General features: G+C 62.0%; 22 protein-coding genes, 1 other RNA gene and 1 pseudogene. 4 read left to right on the top strand and 20 right to left on the bottom strand.

All coding sequences use genetic code 11. The features are described from left to right. Nucleotides 1-39: 39 nt before the first annotated feature. From ftsH to ACYQ1P_RS10195, 13 genes are all read right to left on the bottom strand, one after another. Nucleotides 40-1,968, bottom strand: coding sequence for an ATP-dependent zinc metalloprotease FtsH (gene ftsH, locus ACYQ1P_RS10255; protein WP_460020265.1), 1,929 nt, complete (start codon nucleotides 1,966-1,968; stop codon nucleotides 40-42). Nucleotides 1,969-2,037: 69 nt separating this feature from the next. Then, the gene (gene tilS / locus ACYQ1P_RS10250; RefSeq protein ID WP_460020264.1) at nucleotides 2,038-3,369 is read right to left on the bottom strand and encodes a tRNA lysidine(34) synthetase TilS; all 1,332 of its coding nucleotides are present in this window, start codon (nucleotides 3,367-3,369) and stop codon (nucleotides 2,038-2,040) included. Next, the gene (ybgF, locus tag ACYQ1P_RS10245) at nucleotides 3,366-4,412 is read right to left on the bottom strand and encodes a tol-pal system protein YbgF (RefSeq protein ID WP_460020263.1); all 1,047 of its coding nucleotides are present in this window, start codon (nucleotides 4,410-4,412) and stop codon (nucleotides 3,366-3,368) included. The genes tilS and ybgF overlap by 4 nt, the downstream gene beginning before the upstream one ends. A 139-nt stretch (nucleotides 4,413-4,551) precedes the next feature. Continuing rightward, entirely contained in the window at nucleotides 4,552-5,079 is a 528-nt protein-coding gene (pal, locus tag ACYQ1P_RS10240; protein ID WP_460020262.1) for a peptidoglycan-associated lipoprotein Pal, read from the bottom strand. Between the two features lie 164 nt (nucleotides 5,080-5,243). Continuing rightward, on the bottom strand, nucleotides 5,244-6,566 hold the full coding sequence (gene tolB / locus ACYQ1P_RS10235; RefSeq protein WP_460020261.1) for a Tol-Pal system beta propeller repeat protein TolB: 1,323 nt from the start codon (nucleotides 6,564-6,566) through the stop codon (nucleotides 5,244-5,246). Between the two features lie 17 nt (nucleotides 6,567-6,583). Continuing rightward, a complete protein-coding gene (locus ACYQ1P_RS10230; protein ID WP_460020260.1) occupies nucleotides 6,584-7,525 on the bottom strand; it encodes an energy transducer TonB in 942 nt (313 codons plus the stop codon). Between the two features lie 4 nt (nucleotides 7,526-7,529). Continuing rightward, nucleotides 7,530-8,012: a biopolymer transporter ExbD gene (locus tag ACYQ1P_RS10225; RefSeq protein WP_460020259.1), complete on the bottom strand. Its 483-nt coding sequence runs from the start codon at nucleotides 8,010-8,012 to the stop codon at nucleotides 7,530-7,532. 4 nt (nucleotides 8,013-8,016) lie between these two features. Further along, nucleotides 8,017-8,745 carry a protein TolQ gene (tolQ, locus tag ACYQ1P_RS10220; protein ID WP_460021634.1) on the bottom strand — a complete coding sequence of 243 codons (729 nt, stop codon included), beginning with the start codon at nucleotides 8,743-8,745 and terminating at the stop codon, nucleotides 8,017-8,019. Between the two features lie 9 nt (nucleotides 8,746-8,754). Beyond that, nucleotides 8,755-9,201 (bottom strand): tol-pal system-associated acyl-CoA thioesterase, encoded by a 447-nt coding sequence (gene ybgC, locus ACYQ1P_RS10215; protein WP_460020258.1) that lies wholly within the window; start codon nucleotides 9,199-9,201, stop codon nucleotides 8,755-8,757. Beyond that, nucleotides 9,194-10,240, bottom strand: coding sequence for a Holliday junction branch migration DNA helicase RuvB (ruvB, locus tag ACYQ1P_RS10210; protein WP_460020257.1), 1,047 nt, complete (start codon nucleotides 10,238-10,240; stop codon nucleotides 9,194-9,196). Before ruvB ends, ybgC begins: the two co-directional genes overlap by 8 nt. Beyond that, a complete protein-coding gene (gene ruvA / locus ACYQ1P_RS10205; RefSeq protein WP_460020256.1) occupies nucleotides 10,237-10,878 on the bottom strand; it encodes a Holliday junction branch migration protein RuvA in 642 nt (213 codons plus the stop codon). Before ruvA ends, ruvB begins: the two co-directional genes overlap by 4 nt. Next, nucleotides 10,875-11,375 (bottom strand): crossover junction endodeoxyribonuclease RuvC, encoded by a 501-nt coding sequence (gene ruvC, locus ACYQ1P_RS10200; RefSeq protein ID WP_460020255.1) that lies wholly within the window; start codon nucleotides 11,373-11,375, stop codon nucleotides 10,875-10,877. Before ruvC ends, ruvA begins: the two co-directional genes overlap by 4 nt. Nucleotides 11,376-11,397: 22 nt before the next feature. Continuing rightward, nucleotides 11,398-12,150 (bottom strand): YebC/PmpR family DNA-binding transcriptional regulator, encoded by a 753-nt coding sequence (locus tag ACYQ1P_RS10195; protein ID WP_460020254.1) that lies wholly within the window; start codon nucleotides 12,148-12,150, stop codon nucleotides 11,398-11,400. 218 nt (nucleotides 12,151-12,368) lie between these two features. Here ACYQ1P_RS10195 and ACYQ1P_RS10190 point away from each other — a divergent pair, with 218 nt between their 5' ends. The 3 genes from ACYQ1P_RS10190 (at nucleotide 12,369) to ACYQ1P_RS10180 (ending at nucleotide 18,323) form a co-directional block, all read left to right on the top strand. Continuing rightward, a complete protein-coding gene (locus ACYQ1P_RS10190) occupies nucleotides 12,369-14,429 on the top strand; it encodes a methyl-accepting chemotaxis protein (protein ID WP_460020253.1) in 2,061 nt (686 codons plus the stop codon). A 26-nt stretch (nucleotides 14,430-14,455) separates the two neighbouring features. Beyond that, nucleotides 14,456-16,330, top strand: a complete 1,875-nt coding sequence (locus tag ACYQ1P_RS10185) for a cyclic nucleotide-binding domain-containing protein (RefSeq protein WP_460020252.1) — start codon at nucleotides 14,456-14,458, stop codon at nucleotides 16,328-16,330. Between the two features lie 151 nt (nucleotides 16,331-16,481). Continuing rightward, on the top strand, nucleotides 16,482-18,323 hold the full coding sequence (locus ACYQ1P_RS10180; RefSeq protein WP_460020251.1) for a tetratricopeptide repeat-containing sulfotransferase family protein: 1,842 nt from the start codon (nucleotides 16,482-16,484) through the stop codon (nucleotides 18,321-18,323). On the opposite strand, the gene ACYQ1P_RS10175 is transcribed toward ACYQ1P_RS10180, so the two are convergent. The 5 genes from ACYQ1P_RS10175 to ACYQ1P_RS10155 all read right to left on the bottom strand — a co-directional run bounded on the left by ACYQ1P_RS10175 (nucleotide 18,301) and on the right by ACYQ1P_RS10155 (nucleotide 20,543). Next, nucleotides 18,301-19,134 carry a TIGR00282 family metallophosphoesterase gene (locus ACYQ1P_RS10175; protein WP_460020250.1) on the bottom strand — a complete coding sequence of 278 codons (834 nt, stop codon included), beginning with the start codon at nucleotides 19,132-19,134 and terminating at the stop codon, nucleotides 18,301-18,303. The two genes, ACYQ1P_RS10180 and ACYQ1P_RS10175, sit on opposite strands and share 23 nt — an antisense overlap. Next, nucleotides 19,131-19,739, bottom strand: a complete 609-nt coding sequence (locus ACYQ1P_RS10170; RefSeq protein ID WP_460020249.1) for a 5-formyltetrahydrofolate cyclo-ligase — start codon at nucleotides 19,737-19,739, stop codon at nucleotides 19,131-19,133. The genes ACYQ1P_RS10175 and ACYQ1P_RS10170 overlap by 4 nt, the downstream gene beginning before the upstream one ends. 35 nt (nucleotides 19,740-19,774) lie before the next feature. After that, a non-coding RNA gene (gene ssrS / locus ACYQ1P_RS10165) (6S RNA) lies at nucleotides 19,775-19,928 on the bottom strand. A gap of 14 nt (nucleotides 19,929-19,942) precedes the next feature. Continuing rightward, nucleotides 19,943-20,269, bottom strand: a complete 327-nt coding sequence (locus ACYQ1P_RS10160; RefSeq protein ID WP_460021633.1) for a cell division protein ZapA — start codon at nucleotides 20,267-20,269, stop codon at nucleotides 19,943-19,945. 22 nt (nucleotides 20,270-20,291) lie between these two features. Continuing rightward, nucleotides 20,292-20,543 (bottom strand): hypothetical protein, encoded by a 252-nt coding sequence (locus ACYQ1P_RS10155; protein ID WP_460020248.1) that lies wholly within the window; start codon nucleotides 20,541-20,543, stop codon nucleotides 20,292-20,294. Nucleotides 20,544-20,877: 334 nt separating this feature from the next. Between ACYQ1P_RS10155 and gap the strand changes: the two genes are divergently transcribed. After that, on the top strand, nucleotides 20,878-21,879 hold the full coding sequence (gap, locus tag ACYQ1P_RS10150) for a type I glyceraldehyde-3-phosphate dehydrogenase (protein WP_460020247.1): 1,002 nt from the start codon (nucleotides 20,878-20,880) through the stop codon (nucleotides 21,877-21,879). Nucleotides 21,880-21,992: 113 nt separating this feature from the next. Here gap and ACYQ1P_RS10145 read toward each other — a convergent pair whose 3' ends face one another. Together ACYQ1P_RS10145 and ACYQ1P_RS10140 are read right to left on the bottom strand one after the other, a co-directional pair. Then, nucleotides 21,993-22,982 (bottom strand): P63C domain-containing protein, encoded by a 990-nt coding sequence (locus ACYQ1P_RS10145; RefSeq protein WP_460020246.1) that lies wholly within the window; start codon nucleotides 22,980-22,982, stop codon nucleotides 21,993-21,995. Beyond that, a pseudogene (locus ACYQ1P_RS10140) lies at nucleotides 22,975-23,901 on the bottom strand (IS1595 family transposase). The gene ACYQ1P_RS10145 and the pseudogene ACYQ1P_RS10140 overlap by 8 nt, the downstream one beginning before the upstream one ends. Nucleotides 23,902-23,908 lie beyond the last annotated feature (7 nt).

Here is a 23,908-nt window from a genome sequence, read left to right as displayed (position 1 = left end):
GCCGGAGCAGGGTTTCGCAGTTCAAGCATCGGGACCGACTCAGGTTTCCGTGGCCGGTTTGCCGCTCCAGGGGGTCGAGCCGCCCTTCTTGGTGGCTCCGGCGTCGGTGGTCGGCACCGAGGTCCGGCGACCGCCCGTAGACTTGGGATCGTCCTCGTCCGGTCGATGGATGCCCTCGCCGGCCAACAAACCACGCACATCCTCGCCCGACAGGGTTTCATATTCCAACAAAGCCTGGGCGATGCTTTCCAGGTCGTCCATATGCTCGCTCAGAATGCGCCGGGCATTGGCCTCCGCATCCTCGATAAAGCGGCGGATTTCGGCATCAATGATCTGCGCCGTGGAGTCGGAGACGTTCTTGTGCTGGGTCACCGAATGGCCCAGGAACACTTCTTCTTGATTATCGCTGTAACGCAGTGGCCCCAGCTTGTCGGAGAAACCGAACTCGGTGACCATCTTGCGCGCCAGATCGGTGGCCCGCATGATGTCGCTGCCCGCCCCGGTGGTCACGTTTTCCGGGCCGAACACCAGATCCTCGGCGATGCGGCCGCCATAGAGAATGGCCAACAGGGATTCCAACTCCAGTTTCGACTGACTGAGCTTGTCGCGTTCCGGCAGTTGCATGGTCAGGCCCAGCGCCCGCCCGCGCGGGATAATCGTCACCTTGTGCAGCGGATCGGTCTTCGGCATGTGAATACCGACCAGGGCGTGCCCCGCTTCGTGATAGGCGGTCAGTTTCTTCTCGTCTTCGGACATCACCATGGAGCGCCGCTCGGCTCCCATCATCACTTTGTCCTTGGCCGCCTCGAAGTCGGTCATGGTGACCATGCGCTTGCCGGCCCGGGCGGCCAGCAGCGCCGCCTCGTTGACCAGATTAGCCAGATCGGCACCCGAGAACCCGGGGGTGCCGCGGGCAATGACGCGGGGCTCCACATCGGGACCCAGGGTCACCTTGCGCATATGCACCTTGAGAATCTTTTCGCGACCGATAATGTCCGGGTTGGGCACCACTACCTGACGGTCGAAGCGACCGGGACGCAGCAACGCCGGGTCCAGCACGTCGGGCCGGTTGGTGGCGGCGATGAGAATGACACCCTCGTTGGACTCGAAACCGTCCATCTCGACCAGCAACTGATTGAGGGTCTGTTCCCGCTCGTCGTTGCCGCCGCCGAGACCGGCCCCACGATGGCGACCGACGGCGTCGATTTCGTCGATGAAGATCAGGCAAGGCGCATTCTTTTTGCCCTGTTCGAACATGTCGCGCACCCGCGAGGCCCCGACACCGACGAACATTTCCACGAAATCGGAACCGGAGATGGTGAAAAACGGCACATTGGCTTCACCGGCGATGGCCCGGGCCAGCAGGGTCTTGCCGGTGCCCGGAGGTCCGACCAGCAGCACACCCTTGGGGATTTGTCCGCCCAAACGCTGGAAGCGGTGCGGATCGCGCAGAAACTCGACGATTTCCTCAAGTTCCTGCTTGGCTTCGTCGATGCCCGCCACCTCTTCGAAGGTCACGCGACCGGACTTCTCGGTCAGCAGCTTGGCTTTCGATTTGCCGAAGCCCATGGCCTTGCCGCCGCCCGACTGCATCTGCCGCATGAGGAAAATCCACACGCCGATCAGCAACAGGAAGGGGAACCAGCTGACCAGGATATTGACCAGGATGCTGCCTTCTTCCATCGGTTTGGCGGTGACCGTCACCCCCTTGTCGTTCAACCGGTCGATCAGCTTCGGATCGTCGGGCGCATAGGTGGTGAAAGGACGTCCGTCCCGATAATTGCCATAAATGTTACGCCCCTGGATGGTGACGTTGGTCACCTCGCCGGTCTCCACCGCCGTCAGAAACTCGGTGTAGGATTGACTGCTCCGGGCCGGCTGTTGGGAGGCGCTTTGAAAAATCTGGAACAGGGCAAACAACAACACCCCGATGATGATCCAGAGGGCCAGGTTGCGGCTGAAATTCACATCCGTATCCTTTGTGTCGCTATCGTCCGCAGGATCGCCGCCAAGTTGCGGCCCCGCAGGATAGATTTGTCATGGATAAGAAATAGTACGAAACGCCCCCGAAGCAAGGAAAAATCCGCCTGGAGAAAGTGCCGATCGCGGGGCGAAGACACAGGAGGCGACCCGCAACCCGTTCCCCGGCCCTGCGAAATCACCGAAACCCAGGCTCGGCACCGCGCTCAGATCGTCTCCCCGCCACAAGGCAGGCAGCGACAAGGCCGCCGCCTGAAGTCCCATCCGGCGGTGCCCATCCGGTCGTTCGGCCCGCAGACGATTCCACCCGGACTGTCCGAGCGGCGCGACCCGCCAGGGATCCGGGGTCGCCTCCGGCCCCTCCAGATGCAGCCGGAATCGGCCATCCCAAAACAGCGGCCCCGGTCCGACGCTTACCGTTTCCGGGCGTCCCCGCCCGACCTCGCGGAACGCCCAAAACCCGGCCTGCCCCTTATGCTGAATGCGGCAGCCGCCGAGCGTCCCGCCTTGTTTCAGGAGTCGTTCCAGGCCCTGGGACGCGGGCGGGTAGGCGCGCCCCCCGACGGTCATCAGTAGGCGCGACAGAGCCTGTCGCCGTACGGCCAAAGGGGCCGCGTTCCAGGGTCCGGCGGAGACCCAGGCCTGGCCCGTGGGAAACAGCCGACAGGCCGCAGCCAGCAGACGGGCGCAGTCGGTCTCCCCCTGCCGACGTTGCCGCGCGCTGGCTCGACAGGCATGCAACAGGTCCTGCTTTTCCCCATTCGAAAGATCCTGTCGCAGCCGCACCCGGGTAAAGCTGCGGTCCCGGTTGGACGGATCACTGATCCACGGCTGATCCAGGGTCCGCAGGGTGGCCCGCAACCGTGTCGCCGGGACCTCCAGCAGCGGGCGCAGCAGCCGCCCCCAGTCGGTTTCGCGCAGGGCCGCCATGCCGGCCAGCCCCTCCGGCCCGCTGCCCGCCTCCCGGCGCAGGGCCAGGGTTTCCGCCTGGTCGTCTTGGTGGTGGCCGAGCAGCAAATGTAAAACACCCGCCGTCCGGCAGGCCTCGCCGAGCAACCGGTAGCGGGCCTCGCGGGCCGCCGCCTGCACACCGTGGCGTGGTTTTTCCGTCCGCCAGGGAAGGATGGCGTGGGCAATGGAACGGGTCGCCAGAATCTGTCCGACCCGCTCCGCCTCGGCTGTGGAGTCCAGACGCAGCCGGTGATCGACGGTCAGGGCCAAGACGGAACCGCCCCGTTGCCGTGCCCAGCCCTCGGCCAGCAGCGCCAGGGCCAGACTGTCCGCGCCGCCGGAGACGGCGACCGCCAGACGGGGACGCGGCTCGAACGGCGCGAAGGCGGCCATGGCGCGGGCGAATTCTTCCGCCCCCAGGGGGTCGTCCGGGGTCACGGACAGCCGGTGCGCCGTTGCTCGCTTTCGGCCCGACCGCGCAGGCTGGCCGACGCCTTGGTCTGTTCTTCGAGCAGCTTGCCAAAGGTGGCGCAGGCCTCCTTCGGTTTTCCCAGGTTGGCCAAAGCCATGCCCAGCTTGAGCAGGGTATCGGGCGCTTTGCTCCCCAGCGGATGCTTCTGATAGCCTTCCAGGAAGGTGCGGGCGGCGGACACGAAGTCGCTGCGCACGTAGTAGGTCTCGCCAAGCCAATAATAGGCGTTGCCAAGCAGTGGCTCCTTGGTCGTGCCGTATTTGTCGATGAAGGCCGTCAGCGCCTGTTCCGCCTGCGCGTATTCGGTTTTGCGCAACAGATCGAAGGCATAGCTGTATTGATCCTGCGGCGACCCCTGGGGCAGGCTGGCAGCGGCGGATTGCGGGGCTGTCGCGGCCGCCTGCTCTGTCGATTGCGGCATGGTCTGGGTTACTTTTTTCAGGGCGTCCAGATCGCTCTGGTTGATGGTCCCCAAAACGCCCGGCTGTGCCGCAGGCGCGCTCGGAGCGGGGGTCAGGGCCGACGACGGCACCAGATCGGCGGCGGTCAAGGTCCCGGAACGCGCCGGGGTCATCGCGCCGGTCTGGGGCGCTCTCGGCGAGACTCCCGACCTCCGCTGCTCCAGGGTGGAAAGACGGTATTCCATGTCGGTGGTCAGTTTTTCCAGGCGCTTGTCCAACTGATCCAGACGGAAGGTGAATTCCTCCACCCGCCCGGTCAGGGTCTGCATGTCCCGTTCCACCGACTGCACATGCACCGACAACCGGGCCGCCGCCGGACCGGTTTCGAGGATCGGCGCACTCTCTTGAGTCCCGGAGACGGTCGCGGGAAGGGACCCCGTGCCACCACGGGCCACCATGCGGGTCACCGCCTGGATGTCCCGTTCCAGGCGATCCAGACGGTCCGCCAGCGCCTGTCCGTCCTGAGCCCGGGCCGGGCCGACCCACAGTGCTGTCATACAAAGGACCACCACGGCCAGCCCTGTTACGCCCTGCCTGCCACCGATCATGCGTCGCCTCCCGCCCTATACGTCACGTGCATCTGCTGTAGAATCCAATTGGGGCCATCTCAAGGCATCCCCAAAGCAAAGCGCCCGTCCTCCGGGGATGGAAGACGGGCGTTGCATCAGTCGATGGATCGAAGGCCGATCAGGAGTTGGCACCGCCGGTGATCACGGTCACGCCGCGCCGGTTCTGCGACCAAGCCTGCTCGTTATGACCCAGGGCCACCGGACGTTCCTTGCCGAAGGAGATTGTCTTGACCCGATTGCCATTGACACCCAGGGCCACCAGATAGTCCTTGACCGCATTGGCGCGACGGTCGCCCAGGGCGATGTTGTACTCGCGGGTGCCGCGCTCGTCGCAATGACCTTCGACGGAAACGGTGACGCTGGGATAAAGCTTCAGCCAGGCGGCCTGAGCCTCCAGCTTCGCCTGCACCATGGGCGACAGGGCGTAGCTGTCGAAATCGAAGTTCACGGTATCACCGACGGTGACCACGAACTCGTCGCTGCTGCCCGCCTTCGGCCCCATTTTTTCCATCGGTGCGGAAGAGACCATGGAGCCGTTGCCTGTCTTTCCGCCGGTGCCCGCGGCATCGCCGGTTTCTTCCGGGGTGGAGGAGCACGCGGCAACCAACATCAGAGCCGCAACAGCACTCAGAACCTTGAAACGCATAACTAGATCTCCCAAGCGGGGTATGAGTTACTTCAACAAACGACCCCCAGCGGGACTGTGATCGCCCTGTTGGATCGATTTGAACCATGCCTCGTCTGCCGGGGCGACTCGCCCTCACGGCACGTTAAACGATTACGAAGTCGGGCGCACTATACCACGACCGCCTAAGGAATCAAGGGCGACCAAGCCGGATCGGAGCCCCCTGCGGGGGTGATGATCTGGCGCTCATTATGACCGGTCAAATCAATGGTGAAGATTTTCGAGACCGTGGCCCCGTCGTTGGTTGGGTTCTCGCGGAAGAACATCAAAACGCGCCCGTTGGGGGCCCAGGTCGGGGATTCCACCAGATAGCCGTCGGCCAGCAAACGCTCGCCGCTGCCGTCCGGTCGCATGACGCCGATATAGAAGCGCCCCTTGAGAATCTTGGTGAAAGCGATCAGGTCGCCGCGCGGTGACCAGACCGGGGTGGCGTACCGTCCCTCGCCAAAACTGATGCGGCGCACATTGGCTCCATTGGAATCCATGACATAGATCTGCTGGGTGCCGCCGCGATCCGATTCGAAGGTGATGGCCTTGGCGTCGGGGGAAAAGGAGGGGGCCGTGTCAATGGCCGAATGGTTGGTCAGACGGCGCACCGCACGGGTGCTCAGGTCCATCACATAAACTTCAGAATTGCCGTTTTCGGACATGCTCATGATGACCCGCTTGCCATCCGGCGAGAAGCGCGGCGCAAAGGTCATGTTGGGGAAATCGCCCAGCACTTCATGGCGACCGGTTTCCAGGTTGAAGATGTAAACCCGCGGGGTATTGTTGTAGTAGGCGAGATAAGAGATTTCCTGCTGGTCCGGCGAAAAGCGCGGGGTCAGCACCAGGGTCGTGCCATCGGTCAGGAAGCTGTGATTGGCCCCGTCCTGATCCATCACCGCCAGCCGTTTGATCAGCTTCTTCGGCGAGCCGCTCTGCGAGATATAGACAATCCGGGTATCGAAATAGCCATCCTCGCCGGTCAGGCGCTTGTAGATGGAATCCGAGATGATATGGGCGATGCGCCGCCACTCCCCGGGGTTGGCCACATAGGCCAGCCCGGTCATCTGTTGCTGGGCGAAGACATCCCAGAGCCGGAATTCCACCCGCAATTGCCGCTCGTCGATCAAAAAGGTGCGGCCCTGGACCAGCGCCTGGGCATTGAGCACCCGCCAATTGGCAAAGGTGGGCAAGGTCTCCATGGACGGCGTGGGGTCGATGAAGGCCTTGTTGTCAATGGGCGCGAACAGTCCCGAACGCTCCAGATCGGCCGCCACCACAGCGGCAATTTGCTGCCCGTAGGACGTGCCATCCCCGGCCGAACCGACGAAATCGGTCACGGCGATGGGCAGGGGTTCCACCTTGCCCCGAGTGATGTCGATGCGCAGTTCCGCTCGCGCCAGCGAAGGCTGAAGAAGGACCACCGCCAATAAGACAAACAAAAACAGAGAACGCACGCGCATGAAATTCCTCCGGTGAATCAAAGCATATCCTTCGGATTGAAGCTTAGAAGCATGTCCTTCCAATGACCATACTTCTCGGGCGGCAGTTTGAACGGCTGACAGCGCGGATTCAAGGTCGCCCGCAAAGCGCTTTCCGCCGCCGCGCGATAGAAGTTGTCGCTGAACATCCGAGAACGATCCACGATTTCAGCCACCCGGACCGTTCCGTCGGGATTCATTTTGACTTCGATTTCGATCACCAGATTCTGGGCATCCTTGGCACCCGCCGGGACATTCCAGCATTGGGCGATCTGGCTACGCACGATATCAATTTCACTGATGGAGATCTTATCCGCCCCATCGAAACGGCTCGGCTGCGAGGTCTTGATGTTCAAGGCCTCGGAAATCTGTTTCTGGAAGTCACCCTTGTCATCCTTCGGTGTATCGGCTTTGGGTTGCGGCTTGGGAGCCTGCTTCTCCAGATCCTTGAGCACCGAGCCCAGGGAGGCGAACAGATCCGGGGCCTTGGGCTTCTTGCGCGGCTTGTCGTTCAGCAAGGCCTTGGGCGGCAGCGGTTTCGGTTCCGGCTTGGGCTCCGGTTTGGGCTCCGGTTTGGGTTCGGGTTCCGGGACAGGCTCGGGTTCCGCCGCCGGCACCGGCTCGGGGGTGGGTTCCGGCTCGGGAACGGGCTCGGCGACTGGTTCGGGAGCCGGGGCTGGCTCGGGCTCGGGCTCGGGCTTGGGTTCCGGTTTCGGCTCGGGCTTCGGCTCAGGTTTCGGTTCGGGCTTCGGCTCGGGCTTTGGTGCGGGCGCCGGAATATTGGTCACTTCCGAGACCTCGAAATCCTTCAATGACATGATATCGACCAGGAGTCCTTCATCCACCTCCGGCGGTTCCCGGCGCAGCGAAGGCAGACCGAACCAGGCCACGGCGATCACCAGGGCATGGAGAAAAAAGGAGGCGACGAATCCGACGCGCATGGGATCAGCCCGCTCCCCCCGCTTGCTTCGCGGTGGTTGACTTGGCCTTTTTCGGACGCGGCAGGTCGGTGACCAGGGCGGCGCGGCGGTATCCGGCCTGATTGAGCGCTCCCATGACTTCCATCACCCGGCCATAGGCGATGGTCTTGTCGCCGCGCACGAAGATGCGGGCATCCGGGTTGGCCCCGGTGATGGCGATCAGGCGCGGCCCCAGGCTTTCCAGGTCCACCGGTGCCTCTTGCAGATAAACCGATCCGTCGGCCTTGACGGTCAGGGTCAGGGGCTCGTCGTCGCCCTCGATGACCTTGGCCTGTGCCTCCGGCAGATCGACCTTGACGCCAAGGGTCAACAACGGCGCGGTGACCATGAACACCACCAGCAGCACCAGCATCACATCGACCATCGGGGTGACGTTGATGTCGCTGACCATGCGATGACGGGACGTGCGACCCAGGCGGCGGGTGCGATCGCTCAGACGGACGGCCATGGCCCTACTCCCGCTCTTCCATCTGGCGCGACAGGATGGCCGAGAACTCCCCGGCAAAGGTATCCAGCCGTCCGGTATAGCGATCCAATTCGCGCGACAGCTTATTATAGGCGACCACCGCCGGAATGGCGGCCACCAGCCCCAGGGCGGTGGCGAACAGCGCCTCGGCGATACCCGGCGCGACCACGGCGAGGCTTGTATTGCGGGTCATGGCGATGGCCTGAAAACTGTTCATGATGCCCCAGACGGTCCCGAACAGGCCGATGAACGGGGCGGTGGACCCGGTGGAGGCCAGGAAGGTCATGTATTTCTCGGTGCGGTCGGTTTCCCGCGAGACGGTGACCTGCATCACCCGGTCGATGCGGTCCTGGAGGGTTTCGCGACTGCTGCCGCTGCGCGTCACGCCCTTGGCCGAGGCCCGTCGCCATTCGCGCATGGCGGCGGCGAACACGGCGGTCATCGGGTCGCGCGGCTGGCCACCGACCCGGTCGTAGAGTTCATCCAGCGAGCCGCCGGACCAGAACTTGTCCTCGAACTGGCTGGCCATCTTGTTGAGACGGCGCAGGCGCAGGGATTTCTCGAAAATGATCGCCCAGCACCAGACCGAGGCCAGAACCAGGAGAATCATCACGCCCTTGACGATCAGGTCGGCCTTGATGAACAACCCCCACATGGAGAAATCGTATCCGGCGGCCACCCCCATCGTGGCCATGTCCATGGCATTGCCTTCCATCATCGGTTCCTATTCGTTGTCCAGGTATTGATCGAATGCCGTCCGCACATCCGTCGGGACCCGAGTCGCGCGTCCCGTGGCCAGAGTGATGCAGACCAATGTGACTTTCAGATGGCAGATATCAACGCCATCGCGCATGATGGTTTGATCCAGTTTCAGGGAGGCCCCGCCGACCCCGGTGACCCGGGTCACCACCCGCAGGGAATCGTCCAGTTTCGCCGCCTGCCGAAAATCCACCTCCAGGTGCCGCACCGCCAAGGCCAGCCCCCGCTGGCCCATCAACTGCTGGTGATCGAAGCCGCTGAGGCGCAGCATTTCAGTGCGCGCCCGCTCGGCAAAACGCAGATAACTGGCGTTGTAGACGATGCCCCCGGCGTCGGTGTCCTCGAAATAGACGCGCAGCGGAAAAGTATGCTCCTGCCCGTGCAGGCGACCGCTGGTCGGATGCTCAGACATCCTCATCCTCCACTTCCATCAGCAGTTCCATCTGGGTCAGACCGGTCGGCACCGACAATCCCAAATGACGATAGGCCGCCTCGGACAGCGCCCGACCGCGCGGCGTGCGCATCAACAGCCCCTGCTGGATCAGATAGGGTTCGATGACCTCTTCCAGGGTGTCCCGTTGCTCCGACAACGCGGCGGCCAGGGTCTCCACGCCCACCGGCCCGCCGCCGTAATGATCGGTGATGCAGCGCAGATAGCGCCGGTCCATGGCGTCCAGGCCCTGCTCGTCCACCTCCAGACGGCGCAAGGCGGCATCGGCGGCCAGCGCATCCACCGGCGAACGCCCGGCGACGGTGGCGAAATCGCGCACCCGACGCAGCAAGCGTCCGGCAATGCGCGGCGTGCCCCGGGAACGGCGGGCGATTTCGTCGGCTCCGTCGTCGGTCAATTCCAAATGCAGCACCCCGGCGGCCCGGCGCACGATGCCCTGCAATTCCTCCGGCGTATAGAATTGCAGCCGCAGCGGAATGCCGAAGCGGTCGCGCAGCGGATTGGTGATGAGACCGGAACGGGTTGTTGCACCAACCAGGGTGAAAGGCTGCAAATCAATGCGGATGGAGCGCGCCGCCGGGCCTTCGCCGATGATCAGATCGAGTTGAAAATCCTCCATGGCCGGATAGAGAATCTCCTCGACCACCGCCGAGAGTCGATGGATTTCATCAATGAACAAGACATCGTTGGGTTCCAGATTGGTCAGGATCGCCGCCAGATCCCCCGGCTTGGCAATCACCGGCCCGGAGGTGGCGCGAAAGCCGACCCCCATCTCGCGGGCGACAATCTGCGCCAGGGTGGTCTTGCCCAACCCCGGCGGTCCATAGAGCAGCACATGGTCCAACGGCTCGCCGCGCGAGCGGGCCGCCTCGACAAACACCCGCAAGTTCTCGCAGGCCTGTTTCTGGCCGGTGAAGTCGTCCAGGGTCTGCGGTCGCAGGTGGGCTTCCGCATGATCTTCCGAGGCCGGATGCGGCGAGATGAAGCGATCGTCGCTCATCGTCCCCCCCCCTCCTTGGACAGGGCCGAAAGACCGCCCTTAATCAACGCCGCCACATCAGCCCCGTCGCCCAGATCCCGCGCCGCCCGGGCCACCGCGCCGAGCGCCTCGGTCCGTCCATAGCCCAGATTGACCAATGCCGACGCCGCCTCATGGGTGGCCGACAGGCGCTCCGCTGGCATCGACGCCGGGCTCGCCTTAACGCCCTTTTGGGTCGCCGCCGGGCCGAGCGCCAAGGCCCCCGCCTTGTCCTTCAACTCCGACAAAATGCGCGCCGCGACCTTCGGTCCGACGCCCGAGGCCCGGGTCAGCGCCGCCTTGTCCTGGGCCGCGATGACCTGCGGCAACTGGTCGGCATCGAGAATGCCCAGGATCGACAGCGCCACCTTGGTCCCGACCCCCTGCACGGTGAGCAACAGGCGGAACCACTCGCGCTCGCCCCTATCGCCAAAGCCGTAGAGGTGGATGTGGTCCTCGCGCACATGGGTCTCGACCATCACACTGGCCGCGCCCCCCGCATCGGGTAGTCGGGCCAAGGTACGGGCGGAACAGAACAACAGATAGCCCACGCCATTGACATCGAGAATGACCCAATCCTCGCCCATGGAATCGACGATCCCCTTGAGTTTGGCGATCATCGCCCGCCTCCCGCCGCCAATACTGCGGCCACCGGTCGCTGGTGGGCATGGCAAATGGCAACAGCCAGGGCGTCGGCGGCATCGGCCCCGGAGATCGGTGCCCCGGGCAACAGGGTCCGCACCATCATCTGGATTTGTTCCTTGGCCGCATGACCGCTGCCGACGACGGTCTTCTTGACCTGGTTCGGGGTGTACTCGGCGACCGGCAGTCCGGCCCGCGCCGGGACCATCAAGGAAATTCCACGAGCCTGCCCCAGTTTCAATGTGGAGGTGGGATTGCGATTGACGAAGGTTTCCTCCACCGCCGCCTCGTCCGGGCCGAACGCGGCAATCACCCGCTCCAACCCCTCGACCAACTGCACCAAACGCTCGGCCAGGGACCGGGTCGCGTCAGTGTCGATGCTCCCGGCGGCGATGAAGGTCAGGTGATTCCCCGTCTTGTCGATGAGGCCCCAGCCCGTATGCCGAAGTCCCGGGTCCAGGCCCAGTATCCGCATGTTCTCCGCCCTTCCGGCGCACCTATTCGGCGCTCAGTTTCTCCATGATGTCATCGGGCACGTCCATGTTGGTGAACACGTCCTGCACATCATCGTGATCTTCCAGAGTATCCACCAGCTTGAGCAGGGTGCGCGCCTTTTCCTCGTCCAATTCGGTGGTGTTCAGCGGTTTCCAGTCGAGGCCGGAGTCGGTGGGGTCGCCGAATTTCGCCACCAGGGCATCAAGCACCACATGCAGTTCGTCGGGCTCGCAGGAAATTTCGTGCTGCTCGTCTGTGCTTTCCACGTCGGTGGCCCCCGCCTCCAGCGCCACTTCGAAGATCGTCTCAGCATCGGCGCTGTCGAGGGCATAGGTGATCAACCCGCGGCGCTCGAAATTGAACGACACGCTGCCGGTCTCGCCCATCGCCCCGCCCAGCTTGTTGAACGTGGCCCGCACGTCGGAAGCGGTGCGATTCTTGTTGTCGGTCAGGGTTTCGACAATGACCGCCACGCCGCCGGGGCCATAGCCCTCGTAGCGCATTTCCACGTAATCGGCTCCGTCCAGATCGCCGGAGCCCTTTTTGATGGCGCGCTCGATGTTGTCCTTGGGCATGGACTGGGCGCGCGCCGCCGCAATGGCGGAGCGCAACCGGGGATTCATGCCCGGATCGGGGGTGCCCAGCTTGGCCGCGACCATGATTTCGCGGGAAAGTTTGGCGAACTCGCGGGCCCGCTTTTTATCCTGCGCGCCTTTGCGATACATGATGTTCTTGAATTTGGAATGGCCGGCCATAGGTCGGAAGGTCCTCTTGTTCGGTGCGGGGCGATCTTTCGCGACGCAGGGTTAGCGCCGTTCGGCTCACAACGCAATATGGCAAGAAAACAGCGTCAGGCAAAGCGGGACAGTGTCCCGGCCTTGAAACCCTGCGCGTGTCGATGGACACAGGGTTGGTTTTTGTCCATTATTCCCCATGATAAGTCTCTGATTCCACGAAACGACCGGCACGGCACATGTTCAAAATAAACTCTCTGACCACCAAGATCACCGGTGCCGTCGTCGGGCTGGTGGTGATCATTGCCGTCGTCAATGTGGGTTTGGTTTATTATTTCTCCGCCAACGTGCGGCAGGAAACCACGGATTTGGCATCCGAAGTCAAGCGCATCCTGGCCCAAAAAGACCAAGCCATCGAAACCCTGGTGAAAAGCAATATCAAGACCCAAAAGGATCGTCTGAAAGCCACGCACGCCGCCACGACCGCCGCCGTGCAACTCGAAACCTACGGCGAACAGCACTTTATCGCCGGCAAGCACAGCGGAATCGCCGCCTCCGCCTCGACCATGATCCGCGCCGCCATGATGAGCGGCGAGGCCTCCACCGCCGAGGCGATCATGGAGACGCTGCTCGAAAACCCGGAAATTCTGGAGATCGCCCTGTGGCGTCCCGATGGGTCCCAGGCCTTCACCGACAACCACACCATCGACGCCGTCAATCGTTATACAGGCTCGGACGGTTTCGATCGACGAACCCCCAAACAGAAAGCGATGCTCGAAGGGCAACGCAAGTCTTCCATGCTCACGGCTCTCAGATCCGGCAGCAACGACGTGACAACCGAGGGACAAATTCTGGATACCGAGGGCAAACCTCGAGAGGTTTTGTTCTCCTATCACGTCCTGCACAACGATGCGGCCTGTCACGCCTGCCATGGCAAGGATTCCGCCCCGCGTGGCGTGCTGGAGGTCGCCATCTCCCGCGAGGCGCTGATCCGCCTGTTCGCCGAAAGCAAGAGTTTTGTCGACAGTTTGCGGGAAGAGCAGGAACGTGAAGACGCCAAGCTGACCACTGAAACCCGTATCCAGCAAGCCCAGGCGCTCGAAGCCTCGGTGCTCTATACCAAGGACGTTGCCGCCAATCTGGCGCGCGTGGACGAAACCCAGGCCCATTCCACCACCGCCCAGTTCGTGGTCAATCTGGTCGCCACTTTCGTGGTCCTGTCCCTCATCGTGCTGATGCTGCGCCGGGAGCTCACCATTCCCTTGCGCGGCATGACGGCGGCCATGGGCAGGCTGGCCGAGGGGAATTTAAAGGTCCCCGTTCCCGGCATCGGTCGGCGCGATGAAATCGGTGCCATCGCCGACGCCGTCCAGGTTTTCAAGGACAATGCCCTTCGCGTCCGCCAGATGGAAATCGAGCAGGCCACTCTCCGGGCCACAGCCGAGGCCAACCAGCGCAAGATGATGAATGCCCTGGCGACCGAGTTCGAAGCCAGCATTGGCGGCGTGGTCGAGGTCTTCGCGGGGGCCTCCGAGGAGATGCTGGAGTCCGCCACCTCCATGCGTCAGGCCACCGATAGCGCCTTGCAACAGGCCAAGCAGGCGAGCACCGCCGCCGAGGACGCCGACACCAACGTGGAGACGGTTTCCGCCGCCGCCGACCAGTTGACCGGGGCGATCAACGAGATTTCCGCCCAGGTGGCTCATTCCGCCGCCTTTGCCAACGAGGCGGTGAGCGAGGCTCGGCGCACCACCGATATGATCCACGGACTGGCCCAGGCCGCTCAGAGCATTGGGGAAGTGGTGGGGCTGATCACCGATATCGCGGAACAGACCAATCTGCTGGCGCTCAACGCCACCATTGAGGCGGCCCGGGCCGGCGAGGCCGGCAAGGGGTTTGCCGTGGTTGCCTCGGAAGTGAAAAATCTGGCCAACCAGACCGGTCGGGCCACCGAGGAAATCGCCCAGCAGATCAGCGGCATTCAGGGGGCGACGCGCGACTCCGTGGAGGCCATCGAATCCATCGGCCGGGTGATCGGCCAGATCGCTGAAATTTCGGCCAACATCGCCGCCGCCGTCGAGGAACAGGGCATGGCAACCCAGGAAATCGCCCGCAACGTGGACGAAGCCTCCGACCGCACCACAGAAGTCTCGACCAGTATCAACGAAGTACGGCATATTGTCGAAGATACGGGACGCGCCTCGGTCAGCGTGGCGGAAGGAGCGGCCCAACTGTCGCAGCAGGCGGACAAGCTGCGGCTCGAAGTATCCAACTTCCTGGCCCAGGTCCGGTCAGGCTGAACGCGCGATAAGGGAGACTGAATTCCGTGGTACTCGGTCGCAAGAAATACACCTACGTGGTCTATACCAATAATGAGGGGCGATGGACGGCCACCAACGTCCACTCGACGGAAACCCGCGCCCTGAAAGAGGCCGAGGAGCTTCTGGGGTCGCGCAACTACGATGCCGTCAAGGTCGTCTCCGAAAGCGGCCAGGGCTTCGAGAAGATCATCTACGAAGAGAAGTGCGCCGGACGCAACGAGAAACCGATCACCGTATCGGCCATCGAATCGGCCCCCATGTGCAAGACTCTGGAAGATTTCTACCGCTTCCCGGCCCGCCGAACCATGGGCCAGTTGCTGCGCCGCTACCTGGACCGCGAAGTCCTGACCATGCTCGAAGTGCTGCATATCGAGCGCCATGCCAAGACCCTGATCCGCATGAACGACACCCTGGTCAATCAGGCTCTGTCGCGGGTCTCGACCCTGCATGCCACGACCAGCGAGAAGCCGCAGCGGGAATGTTATGATTTCCTCGACCGCATGCTCAAACAGATGCGCGAGCGCCTGCTCAAGCCCACCGAAGTGGAAAAGCTCGGCGCCATGTTGGCCGACAAGGGTTTCGCCGCCGTCGCCGCCAAGGGGGGCACCGAACCCGGAGAACGGGACTTCGTCATCCGCACGGCGTTGGCCCACGCGCTTGGACAAGCCGCCGGTTGGGGCGGCAAGCTGGAAGTGGCGCTGGATTTCCTCGGCCCCAACGCCGAAAAAGCGGCGGTGCCCTATGTGGATGAAATCATCGCCGAAGTGCTCGATGGCGCGGAAGCGACCAAGGAGATTCTCGGCCATCAGGAGGATCTCGCCTCGGCGTTGCGAACCCTCAGCGACCTGTCGCGGGGCAAATACGAGGTTTCGAAGATCTCCCCCGAATATGTCGGTCGGCTCAACGAGGCGATGGGCAAATATCGGCTGACCTCCAGCCGCCAGGTGCTGCTGGAACGGATGCGCCGCGAGTTGGGCGGCATCAAGCGCCTGACCCGCGACGAGGGCAAACAGGACGACGCCTTCGTCGGCCTGTTGCGCGGTCTCATCGTGCCGCTGGGCTTGCGCGGCGGATCGGGCATGGCCGAGGCGGTGGTTCAGCGGGGACGGCTGGTGTTCCAGGCCCAAGGCCAAGGCACGCCTGGAGCGGCAACCCAGCGCATCTGCGACACCATTCCCATCCCCCTATCGAAAGTGGGCTTTCTGCTCGCCATCGCCACCACCGACCTGCGGGAAAAAGCCCAACCGGTCATCGAGCAGTGTCTGGCCAAGACCCTCAAGGGCATGGGCAGCATCGCCACCGCCCTGCCCGGGGCCAAACTGAATCCCCCGCTCAAATCGGCCATCGAGGAAATGGCCGACCGCGCGGCCCGCCTGGATCTGGACGAGGACCTCTGTCAGTTGGCGGCCAATACCCTGCGCAATCTGGTGGTCGAAAAAAACGACCCCAAGGACCCCGAACAGGTTTTGGCCGAAGCCACCGGGAAATCGGAGGTAGCCGAGATCCCGCCGCCGGATGAAGCCGAAGTCCTGCCGCCGGTGCTGTGCAATCACGGCCTCGAATTCATCACCTTCGTGCAGGGCGAAACCATTTTCGACGAGGGTTCCAACGGCGACGTCGCCTATTACATCACCAACGGCCTGGTGGTCCGGGTGCATGGCAAGGACCCCAAGGACCGCTATGTGGAAACGGTCAATCCGGAAACCCTGGTCGGGGCGGAAATCCTCACCGGACGGCGGTCCTATCGGGATACGGCGCAGGCCCTGACCGACGTGGAAGCCTTCATCGTGCCGCGCAAACTGCTGGATCAGCGGGTCGCCAATCTGGCCAACACCGACCCCCTGACCCATTTCGTTCTGGAAGCATTGGGCAAGGCCTAGGATCGCCAATCCAAAGATGAACGATAAAAAAACGCCCCCTGTCGGTTCAACAACATATGCCTTTAACCCATATGTGGGCGGATTGAATCTCGCCGCCCCACCAACCGCCCCCCTCGACCCCGAAGTTGCTTTTCGCCAGGCCCAAGAGCTGTTGGCGCAGGGAAATCTGTCAGAGGCCGAGACCCTATGCCGAAAGATTCTCGCGGTCGCGCCTGGACACGCACGTTCCTGGCATGTACTGGGGTTTGTTGCGGTCTCCAAGGGAGACCCGCACCGTGGCCTTGAGCATCTGAACAAGAGCCGCGACCTGGGCAGCGACAATCCCCTGCTGCTCATGCATCTGGGGATCGCCCGCGCCACCACCGGCGATCTGGATGGGGCGGTGAGCGCGCTGCGGGACTGTGTAGCAGCGGAACCCCGGTTGGGTCTGGCCCAATATAATCTCGGTCTCTCGTTAAACCGTATGGGACAGCACGCCGAGGCGGAAAACGCCCTGCGGACGGCAACGAAACTCGACCCGAACCAAGCCGACGCCTGGATCGAACTGGCCACCGCACGAATGGCCCAGACCGCGCCGACCGAACAGGTTTTGGAACTTCTTGAAAAAGCTCTGGCTCTTGACGCAAACCATGTGGCGGCGCTGAATTTAAAAGCCACATTGCTTGGAGCGACCGGTCAGGACGATGCCGCTCTGGAACTGATGGAGCAGGCCCTGTCCAAAGCCCCGGAGCGTCCGGAATTGCTGGTCAATTATGGGGGAATGCTGCTTGATCGCGACGCGCCGGGTGCGGTCGAGGCCTTTCGCAAGGCCCTCACCCTTGCCCCGGACTTTCCCGGTGCCGGGGCCCAATTAGCCGCCGCTCTCGAGCGACTCAATCGGGTGCCGGAGGCTCGGGCCCAGGCAGAAGCCGTTCTGCAACGTCAGCCCCAATCGTTTCTGGCCCGACTGACCCTGGCCCGCTGCGACCTGCGTTACAACGCCCTCGACTCGGCCCAGACCCGCCTGGAAGCATTGCGGAGCGACACCCTGAATGATGCGGATTTCGTCAACGCCAGCAAAACCCTGGCCACGGTACTTGAGCGACAGGGGGACTATGCCGCCGCCTTTGCTTCCGCCGCTGCGGCCAATGCCCGCCTGCGGACATCGAAGATTGCGGCGGAAGGCCCAACGGTTTTCGAGCGTATCCAGTGGCGCAAAGACGAACTCGCCACCCTCGGGATTTCCGAATGGTCCCGAGAGGGGGACAACGAGGCTCCGATTTTCCTCATTGGCTTCCCCCGTTCCGGCACTACCTTGATGGAACAGATTCTCAGATCACACCCCCGGTTCATTTCCGAGGGCGAAAACGAATGGCTGCAAGCACTTCAATCGTCTCTCGGGGATACGTCCCTTGATGCCTTGAGCGCGGCGCAGATGGCCGATCTACGGGCGACCTATTGGGGGCTGGCCCGCAAACGACACGGGAGCGCCCTCGACGGGCACCGTCTGATTGACAAAATGCCCCTGAACATCCTCCATCTGTCCCTGGTTCGACGGATTTTTCCGGGCGCCAAGATTCTGGTTGCCCTGCGTGACCCGCGCGATTGCCTGATCAGCGGCTTTATGCAGAATTTCCGCCGCTCCCAATCCATGGACCAATTCCTCAGCCTGGAGACGGCCGCCCGGCTCTATGACGCGGTAATGGACCTGTGGCTCTGTGCCAGGGATAGGCTTGGGCTGGATTGGCACGAATACCGCTATGAGGATCTGGTCGATCACCCCCGGGAGATCCTCGGAAAGATTCTGCAATTCCTCGGTGAGCCCTGGGATGATTCGGTCTTGAACCATCATCGACTCATCGGCACATCGACGACCGTTGCCACCCCCAGCCTGCGCGATGTTTCGGAGCAAATCTACAGCCGTGCCCGCAGCCGTTGGCCCAACTATGCCCAACACCTAGACCCGGCGCTGCCCCTCCTGGAGCCCTACATCAAATGCTTTGGGTATGACTGAGATCCGGCTGCGTCGCCTTTAAGCGACCGCCCAGGCGCACCGGTTCAACGCGGACCGCGAGACCGCTTCGGTCATCGGTCTCGACGAATACGCCGCACAGGGTTGCCTCGCCGCCTGCCGGTTGCAGGCGACCGGACGGCGTATGTTTCAGAAAGCGGGCAATGGCCCCTTCCTTGACCATGCCAATCACTGAATCATAATCGCCGCACATACCGGCATCGGTCTGATAGGCGGTGCCGCCGGGCAGGATCTGTGCATCGGCAGAAGGGATATGGGTATGGCTGCCGACCACCAGCGAGACCTGACCGTCCAGATACTGCCCCATGCCCATTTTCTCGCTGGTCGCTTCGGCATGCACATCCACAAGGATCGCATCCACCGAGTTCCCGAGGCGGTATTTGGTCAGTTCACGGCGGATGGCGGCAAACGGATCATCGACCATACCCATGAACAGCCGCCCCATGACCTCGACCACCAGCACCTTGCGCCCGTTGCCCAGGGTCACCTGGGTTGCGCCCAGGCCGGGGGTGCCCTCCTGAACATTCAACGGCCGGATTAGGCGCGGTTCGGAGCCGATATAGGCGATCACCTCGCGCTGGTCCCACACATGGTTGCCGGTGGTGATGACATCGACCCCGAGCTTGAAAAAACTCTCGCAAATGTCCTGGGTGATGCCGAAGCCGTGGGCGGCATTCTCGCCATTGACGACCACGCAATCCAGCTTCAAATGGTCACGCAACCCGGGCAGATGGGTCTCAATGGCCCGCCGCCCGGCCTTGCCAACCACATCGCCGCAATACAGAATTCTCATGGGGTCCCCCGTTTCGCAGCGCCTTCGATAACCCCCTGCTCGGTCAAAATCCAGTCCAAAGGCTGATCATGCGGCCCTCTGGGAACCCTGGCCACCTGCTGCCCCGCATAGGCGACACCAATGGTCAGCACCCCGCCACCGGCCTGCAACGCCGCGATGGTGCGATCATAATAGCCACCGCCCCAGCCCAGACGATAACCCTGCCCATCGAAAGCCAACAGCGGCACCAGCAACACATCGGGCCGCACCTCCTCGGCCTCCGGCAGGGGCTCGCGGGTGCCGAAGGGGCCTTGTTGCAGCGGCTGATTAGGACTCCAGGCGCGAAACATCAGCGGTTTATCTGCTCCCTGGATCACCGGCAGGGCGGTGCGATGTTGTTCGGCAACAAGCTGATCCATCGCCCCTCTGGGGTCCATTTCATCGCCGATCGGCCAATAGCCCGCGACGATCCGCCGGGGTTCAAGATCCAGCAAAATGCGCGACAATTTTTTCCAGGCTTTGGGGTGGGCGTTGGCCAAGTTCCGGCGCAAGAGCTTGGCCTTGGCGCGCAAGCGATCCTTGGAGTCTCTCAAATGCTGTTCGTCCGGGGAGAGATCACGCGCCATGAAATCTTGGCTTATTTGGCTGCGGAAAGAAGGTGGACGGGACCACTTCGACCGTTGGTTTGAAGTCCTCTGTGACCTGCTGGTGCAGGTGGGCGCCATATACCGGACCCAAGAGTCCGACAGGGACAGCTCCCTAGAAGATATTTACGGCCCCAGGGAAGTGCTACCTGACGCATCGTGCAGTGCCCGTCCTAACAAGCAGTCTAGGCTTCCTCGAGCCTTTGAGCAACTGTTTCCACTTGATGGGCCAGGACCTCGAGTCGTTCGGCCAAATTATCATCAGCCTGCCGACGCACCGCCGAGCCGCCATCGCCGCCGCGCAGCACTTCCAATTCCGAATAGGCCTCCGAAAGCTCGTCGGCGATCATCAGGCTGGCCATGACCAGCAGGCGGGCATCACCGATTTGCCCCACCGAGGTGACCAGCTTGCCCAGTTGCTTGTCGATATAGGCAGCAAGCCGCGTCAGATGCGCTTCCTGCCCGTCATCACAGGCAATCTGGTATTTGCGGCCGTTGATTTCCACGGTCACCTGGGCCAACGAAAACTCCTTCCTAACCTTCGAGGACCGCCTTCAGGCGGCTGATCGTCGAATCCAAGCGCCGCGACACCGCATGGGTGGTCTCGCGCAGCCGGTTATTTTCCTCATTGAGCCGGTCCACTTCCTCGGCCGTCGCATCGTCGGCCAGCGAGACTGCCACGGTGCCCCCCTGTTGCAGGGCCGCGTCCAGGCGCGCCAAGGCCTTGTCCAGACGCTCCTGCGCCCGATCCAGGCGGGTCAAGGTCTCCATGTTTCCAACAGTCACCGGATCGGCTCCTCGCAATACGCCGCGCCGGAACCCGGCTCGAACGATGTTGGCAGCAACATTAGGGCGACCCCGCGGTCGACGTCAACCGGACCCGTGCACCGCAAAACAAAAGAATGCACCGGGAATCAGGTTGACCCGGCGCACGGTTCGAGCGATTGTACGGCGCGAGGGGAGTGCTATATCGTATAATCGGCTGGAGCGGCCACCCTCACGGGTAGGGGGCGGTTCTCCCGAACGGGTGTTCAGGGGGACCATGTCCGTGTGTATGTTCCTGTTCAAATCGTGTTCCAGTTCACGTTGAACAAAAAACCTAGCGGTACGGAGGAAAGTAATGGCAATTCGCATTGGTATTAATGGTTTCGGGCGCATCGGGCGCATGGTGTTCCGCGCCGTGGCCAAGGACTTCAGCGACATTGAAGTTGTCGCGATCAACGATCTCTTGGATGCCGAGTATCTGGCCTACATGCTGAAGTATGATTCGGTGCACGGGCGTTTCGCCGGCGACGTTTCGGTTAGCGGCAACAATCTGGTGGTGAACGGCAAGACCATCCGCCTGACCGCCGAGCGCGACCCCGCCAACCTCAAGTGGGATGAGGTCAACGCCGACATCGTGGTCGAATGCACGGGCTTCTTCCTGACCGAGGAAAGCTGTCAGAAGCACATCGACGCCGGTGCCAAGAAGGTGGTGCAAAGCGCCCCCTCCAAGGACAAGACCCCGATGTTCGTCTATGGCGTCAATCACGAGACCTACGCCGGTCAGGCGATTGTCTCCGCCGCCTCCTGCACCACCAACTGCCTGGCCCCGGTGGCCAAGGTGCTGCATGACAATTGGGGCCTGAAGCGCGGTCTGATGACCACCGTTCATGCCGCCACCGCCACCCAGAAGACCGTTGACGGCCCGTCCATGAAGGATTGGCGCGGTGGTCGTGGCATCCTGGAGAACATCATTCCGTCCTCCACCGGCGCCGCCAAGGCCGTCGGCGTGGTGCTGCCCGAGTTGAACGGCAAGCTGACCGGCATGGCCTTCCGCGTCCCGACCTCCGACGTTTCGGTGGTTGACCTGACCGTCGAGTTGGACAAGAGCGCGTCCTATGACGACATCTGCAAGGCCATGAAGGCGGCTTCCGAAGGCCCCATGAAGGGCACCTTGGCCTACACCGACGAGAAGGTGGTCTCCACCGACTTCCGCGGCTACACCGCGTCGTCGATCTTCGACGCCGAGGCCGGCATCGCCCTCGACGGCACCTTCGTCAAGGTCGTGTCCTGGTACGACAACGAGTATGGCTACACCTGCAACATGCTGCGCTTCGTGCAGCACGTCGCGGCCAACTAAGCCCACACGTTCGTCACAAAAAATCGGGCGGGTCCTAAGGGGCCCGCCCTTTTTTTGGGGCCTATATACTTAACTAGCCTTGGATGAGATGGCGCTCATGAGCGCCATCTGTGTTATTCTATGATTTTATTCATTTCATCGAACAGATACGGAGCAATTGATACACTGCGCTGCTTCCTTGCCGAATTCTTAAAGTGGTCTATATCGGCGCACATTTCCATCAAACCTTGAACGCGGCCAATCTGGTGAATGAGCATGTTGCGCCCCTCTTCATTTAGCCACTGGTGGAAGCGAGCGCGGCGCTTCCCTTCATCGGTGATATTAAGCTTGTCTAGCTCTTGCTTAACGTAACCATTTTCAATGGGATCGTAGACATACTTATTGATGAATCGGCCATAGTATTGGGGCCGCTTCCCGTGGCTCGTGTCGTTGCCGTAAAGGCGGTCAAGTTCGGCAAAGAATGCGTCTGGGAACGTTTTGAGCCACTTTTGCAAGCCTTGAGCGATGTATTTCGAAAGCAGAAGGCGTAGTGCATCATGTGATCTGTCGTGTTGATAACCTGTTGCCTCGTCTACAAGTGCAATAATCCCGACCTTGGCGAAAGCCTCCATCAGAATTTCTGCCTGAATGGCCAAGTGTTCTTGAGAGTGGTGCAACTCTCCGGCTCTGCGAGCAGAAAGAAACACACCGCAAATCTCGGGCAGAAGCTCAGCCCTAATGCCATGTGCGGGCGTTGCACCTGCGTTCGAGCGATATAAAATCGGTGCTCTTAGCGCCACATCTAAGGCGCTGGAAATAAAGGCGGAATAGTTCTTTGCAGACAAAAAAGAGGGGAGGTTGGCGCCGCCCTCATTTTCCTTCATTCGCCTCCAGTGTGATCCACCGCGCTTGCTCCCGAAAGCGCGGTGGACAGCGCGTTCAGACAAAACGCGGATGCCACCATCCAGCACAGCACAGTCAAGATCGATATCACCGATTGGAAGCTGTCCGCTGTAAACCGCGTCCAAAACAGTTTGGCTGCCAACATTGGCGCCAACCATGGCGCCTGCCACGTTGTCAAAACTGTCAGGAATGTTTGGGATGTCTTCTTTCTTCTCAGCCATTGATTAATCCTTTGTAGGTCAGCCGCTTGTCAGCCATGCGGTCAATTGTCATTCCGATGAAGTCCATAGTGCCGATCTACGCCGTGTTGTGACGGAAGGAGAACTCCTTCACGTAGCGGTGCAGGTGCTTAGCGCTCATGCAGTGATAGATTCCGATGTAACCGCGCTTTAGCAGGGACCAGAAGCTTTCAATGCCGTTGGTATGTGCCATGTCGCGAACGTATTCGCCAGCCGAGTGATTGATGGTGATGTGGTTGTAGCCACGGGCCTTAAGATTGATGTAGCCGCAGTGGGTATCTGTCACGATGGTTGCGCCTGCTATGCAGTGCTCGCGGACAAAACGCTCAAGGGTCGCGGCTTTGGTGTTCTCGACCACAACAGCGCGGACTTCGCCGTGTTCATCTCGGACGCCAACCACGGCAGTCTTGCCAACTGCACCGCGACCAGCGCGAAGCTTCTTGTCAGCGTGTTTGTTCTTCTCGCGGCCTCCAATATAGGTTTCATCAACCTGCATCTGGCCGCCCATGTGGTCGTCGCGATCCTTGAGCCAAGTTTCGCGGATACGCTGTGCAAGGAACCATGCGGTTTTCTGAGTTACGCCGAGTTCACGCGCCATCTGGGTGCTAGGGATGCCCTTGCGGGCGCTGGTGAGCATGAAGATAGCCAGAAGCCACTTTTGCAGGGGGAGGCGGCTCTCTGCCAGCACGGTGCCTGTTCGGACGCTGAAATGCTTCCGGCAGTCTTTGCAGCGGTAGGGCATGGGCTTGTGGTCTTTGCACTCAGTCACGCTGACCGATCCGCAATGCCCGCACACAGGCTCGTCACCCCAACGCTTTCCCTCAAAGAACTTGCGGGCGGCGTCCTCATCTGGAAACTTTGCGAAAAACTCAAAAGTGGAAAGGGTTTCGGTTTTCGACATGATACAA

The sequence above is a fragment of the Magnetospira thiophila genome, assembly GCF_054657015.1.
The sequence above is the reverse complement of the archived record's forward strand: the minus strand, read 5'-3'. Positions and strand labels throughout refer to the sequence as shown.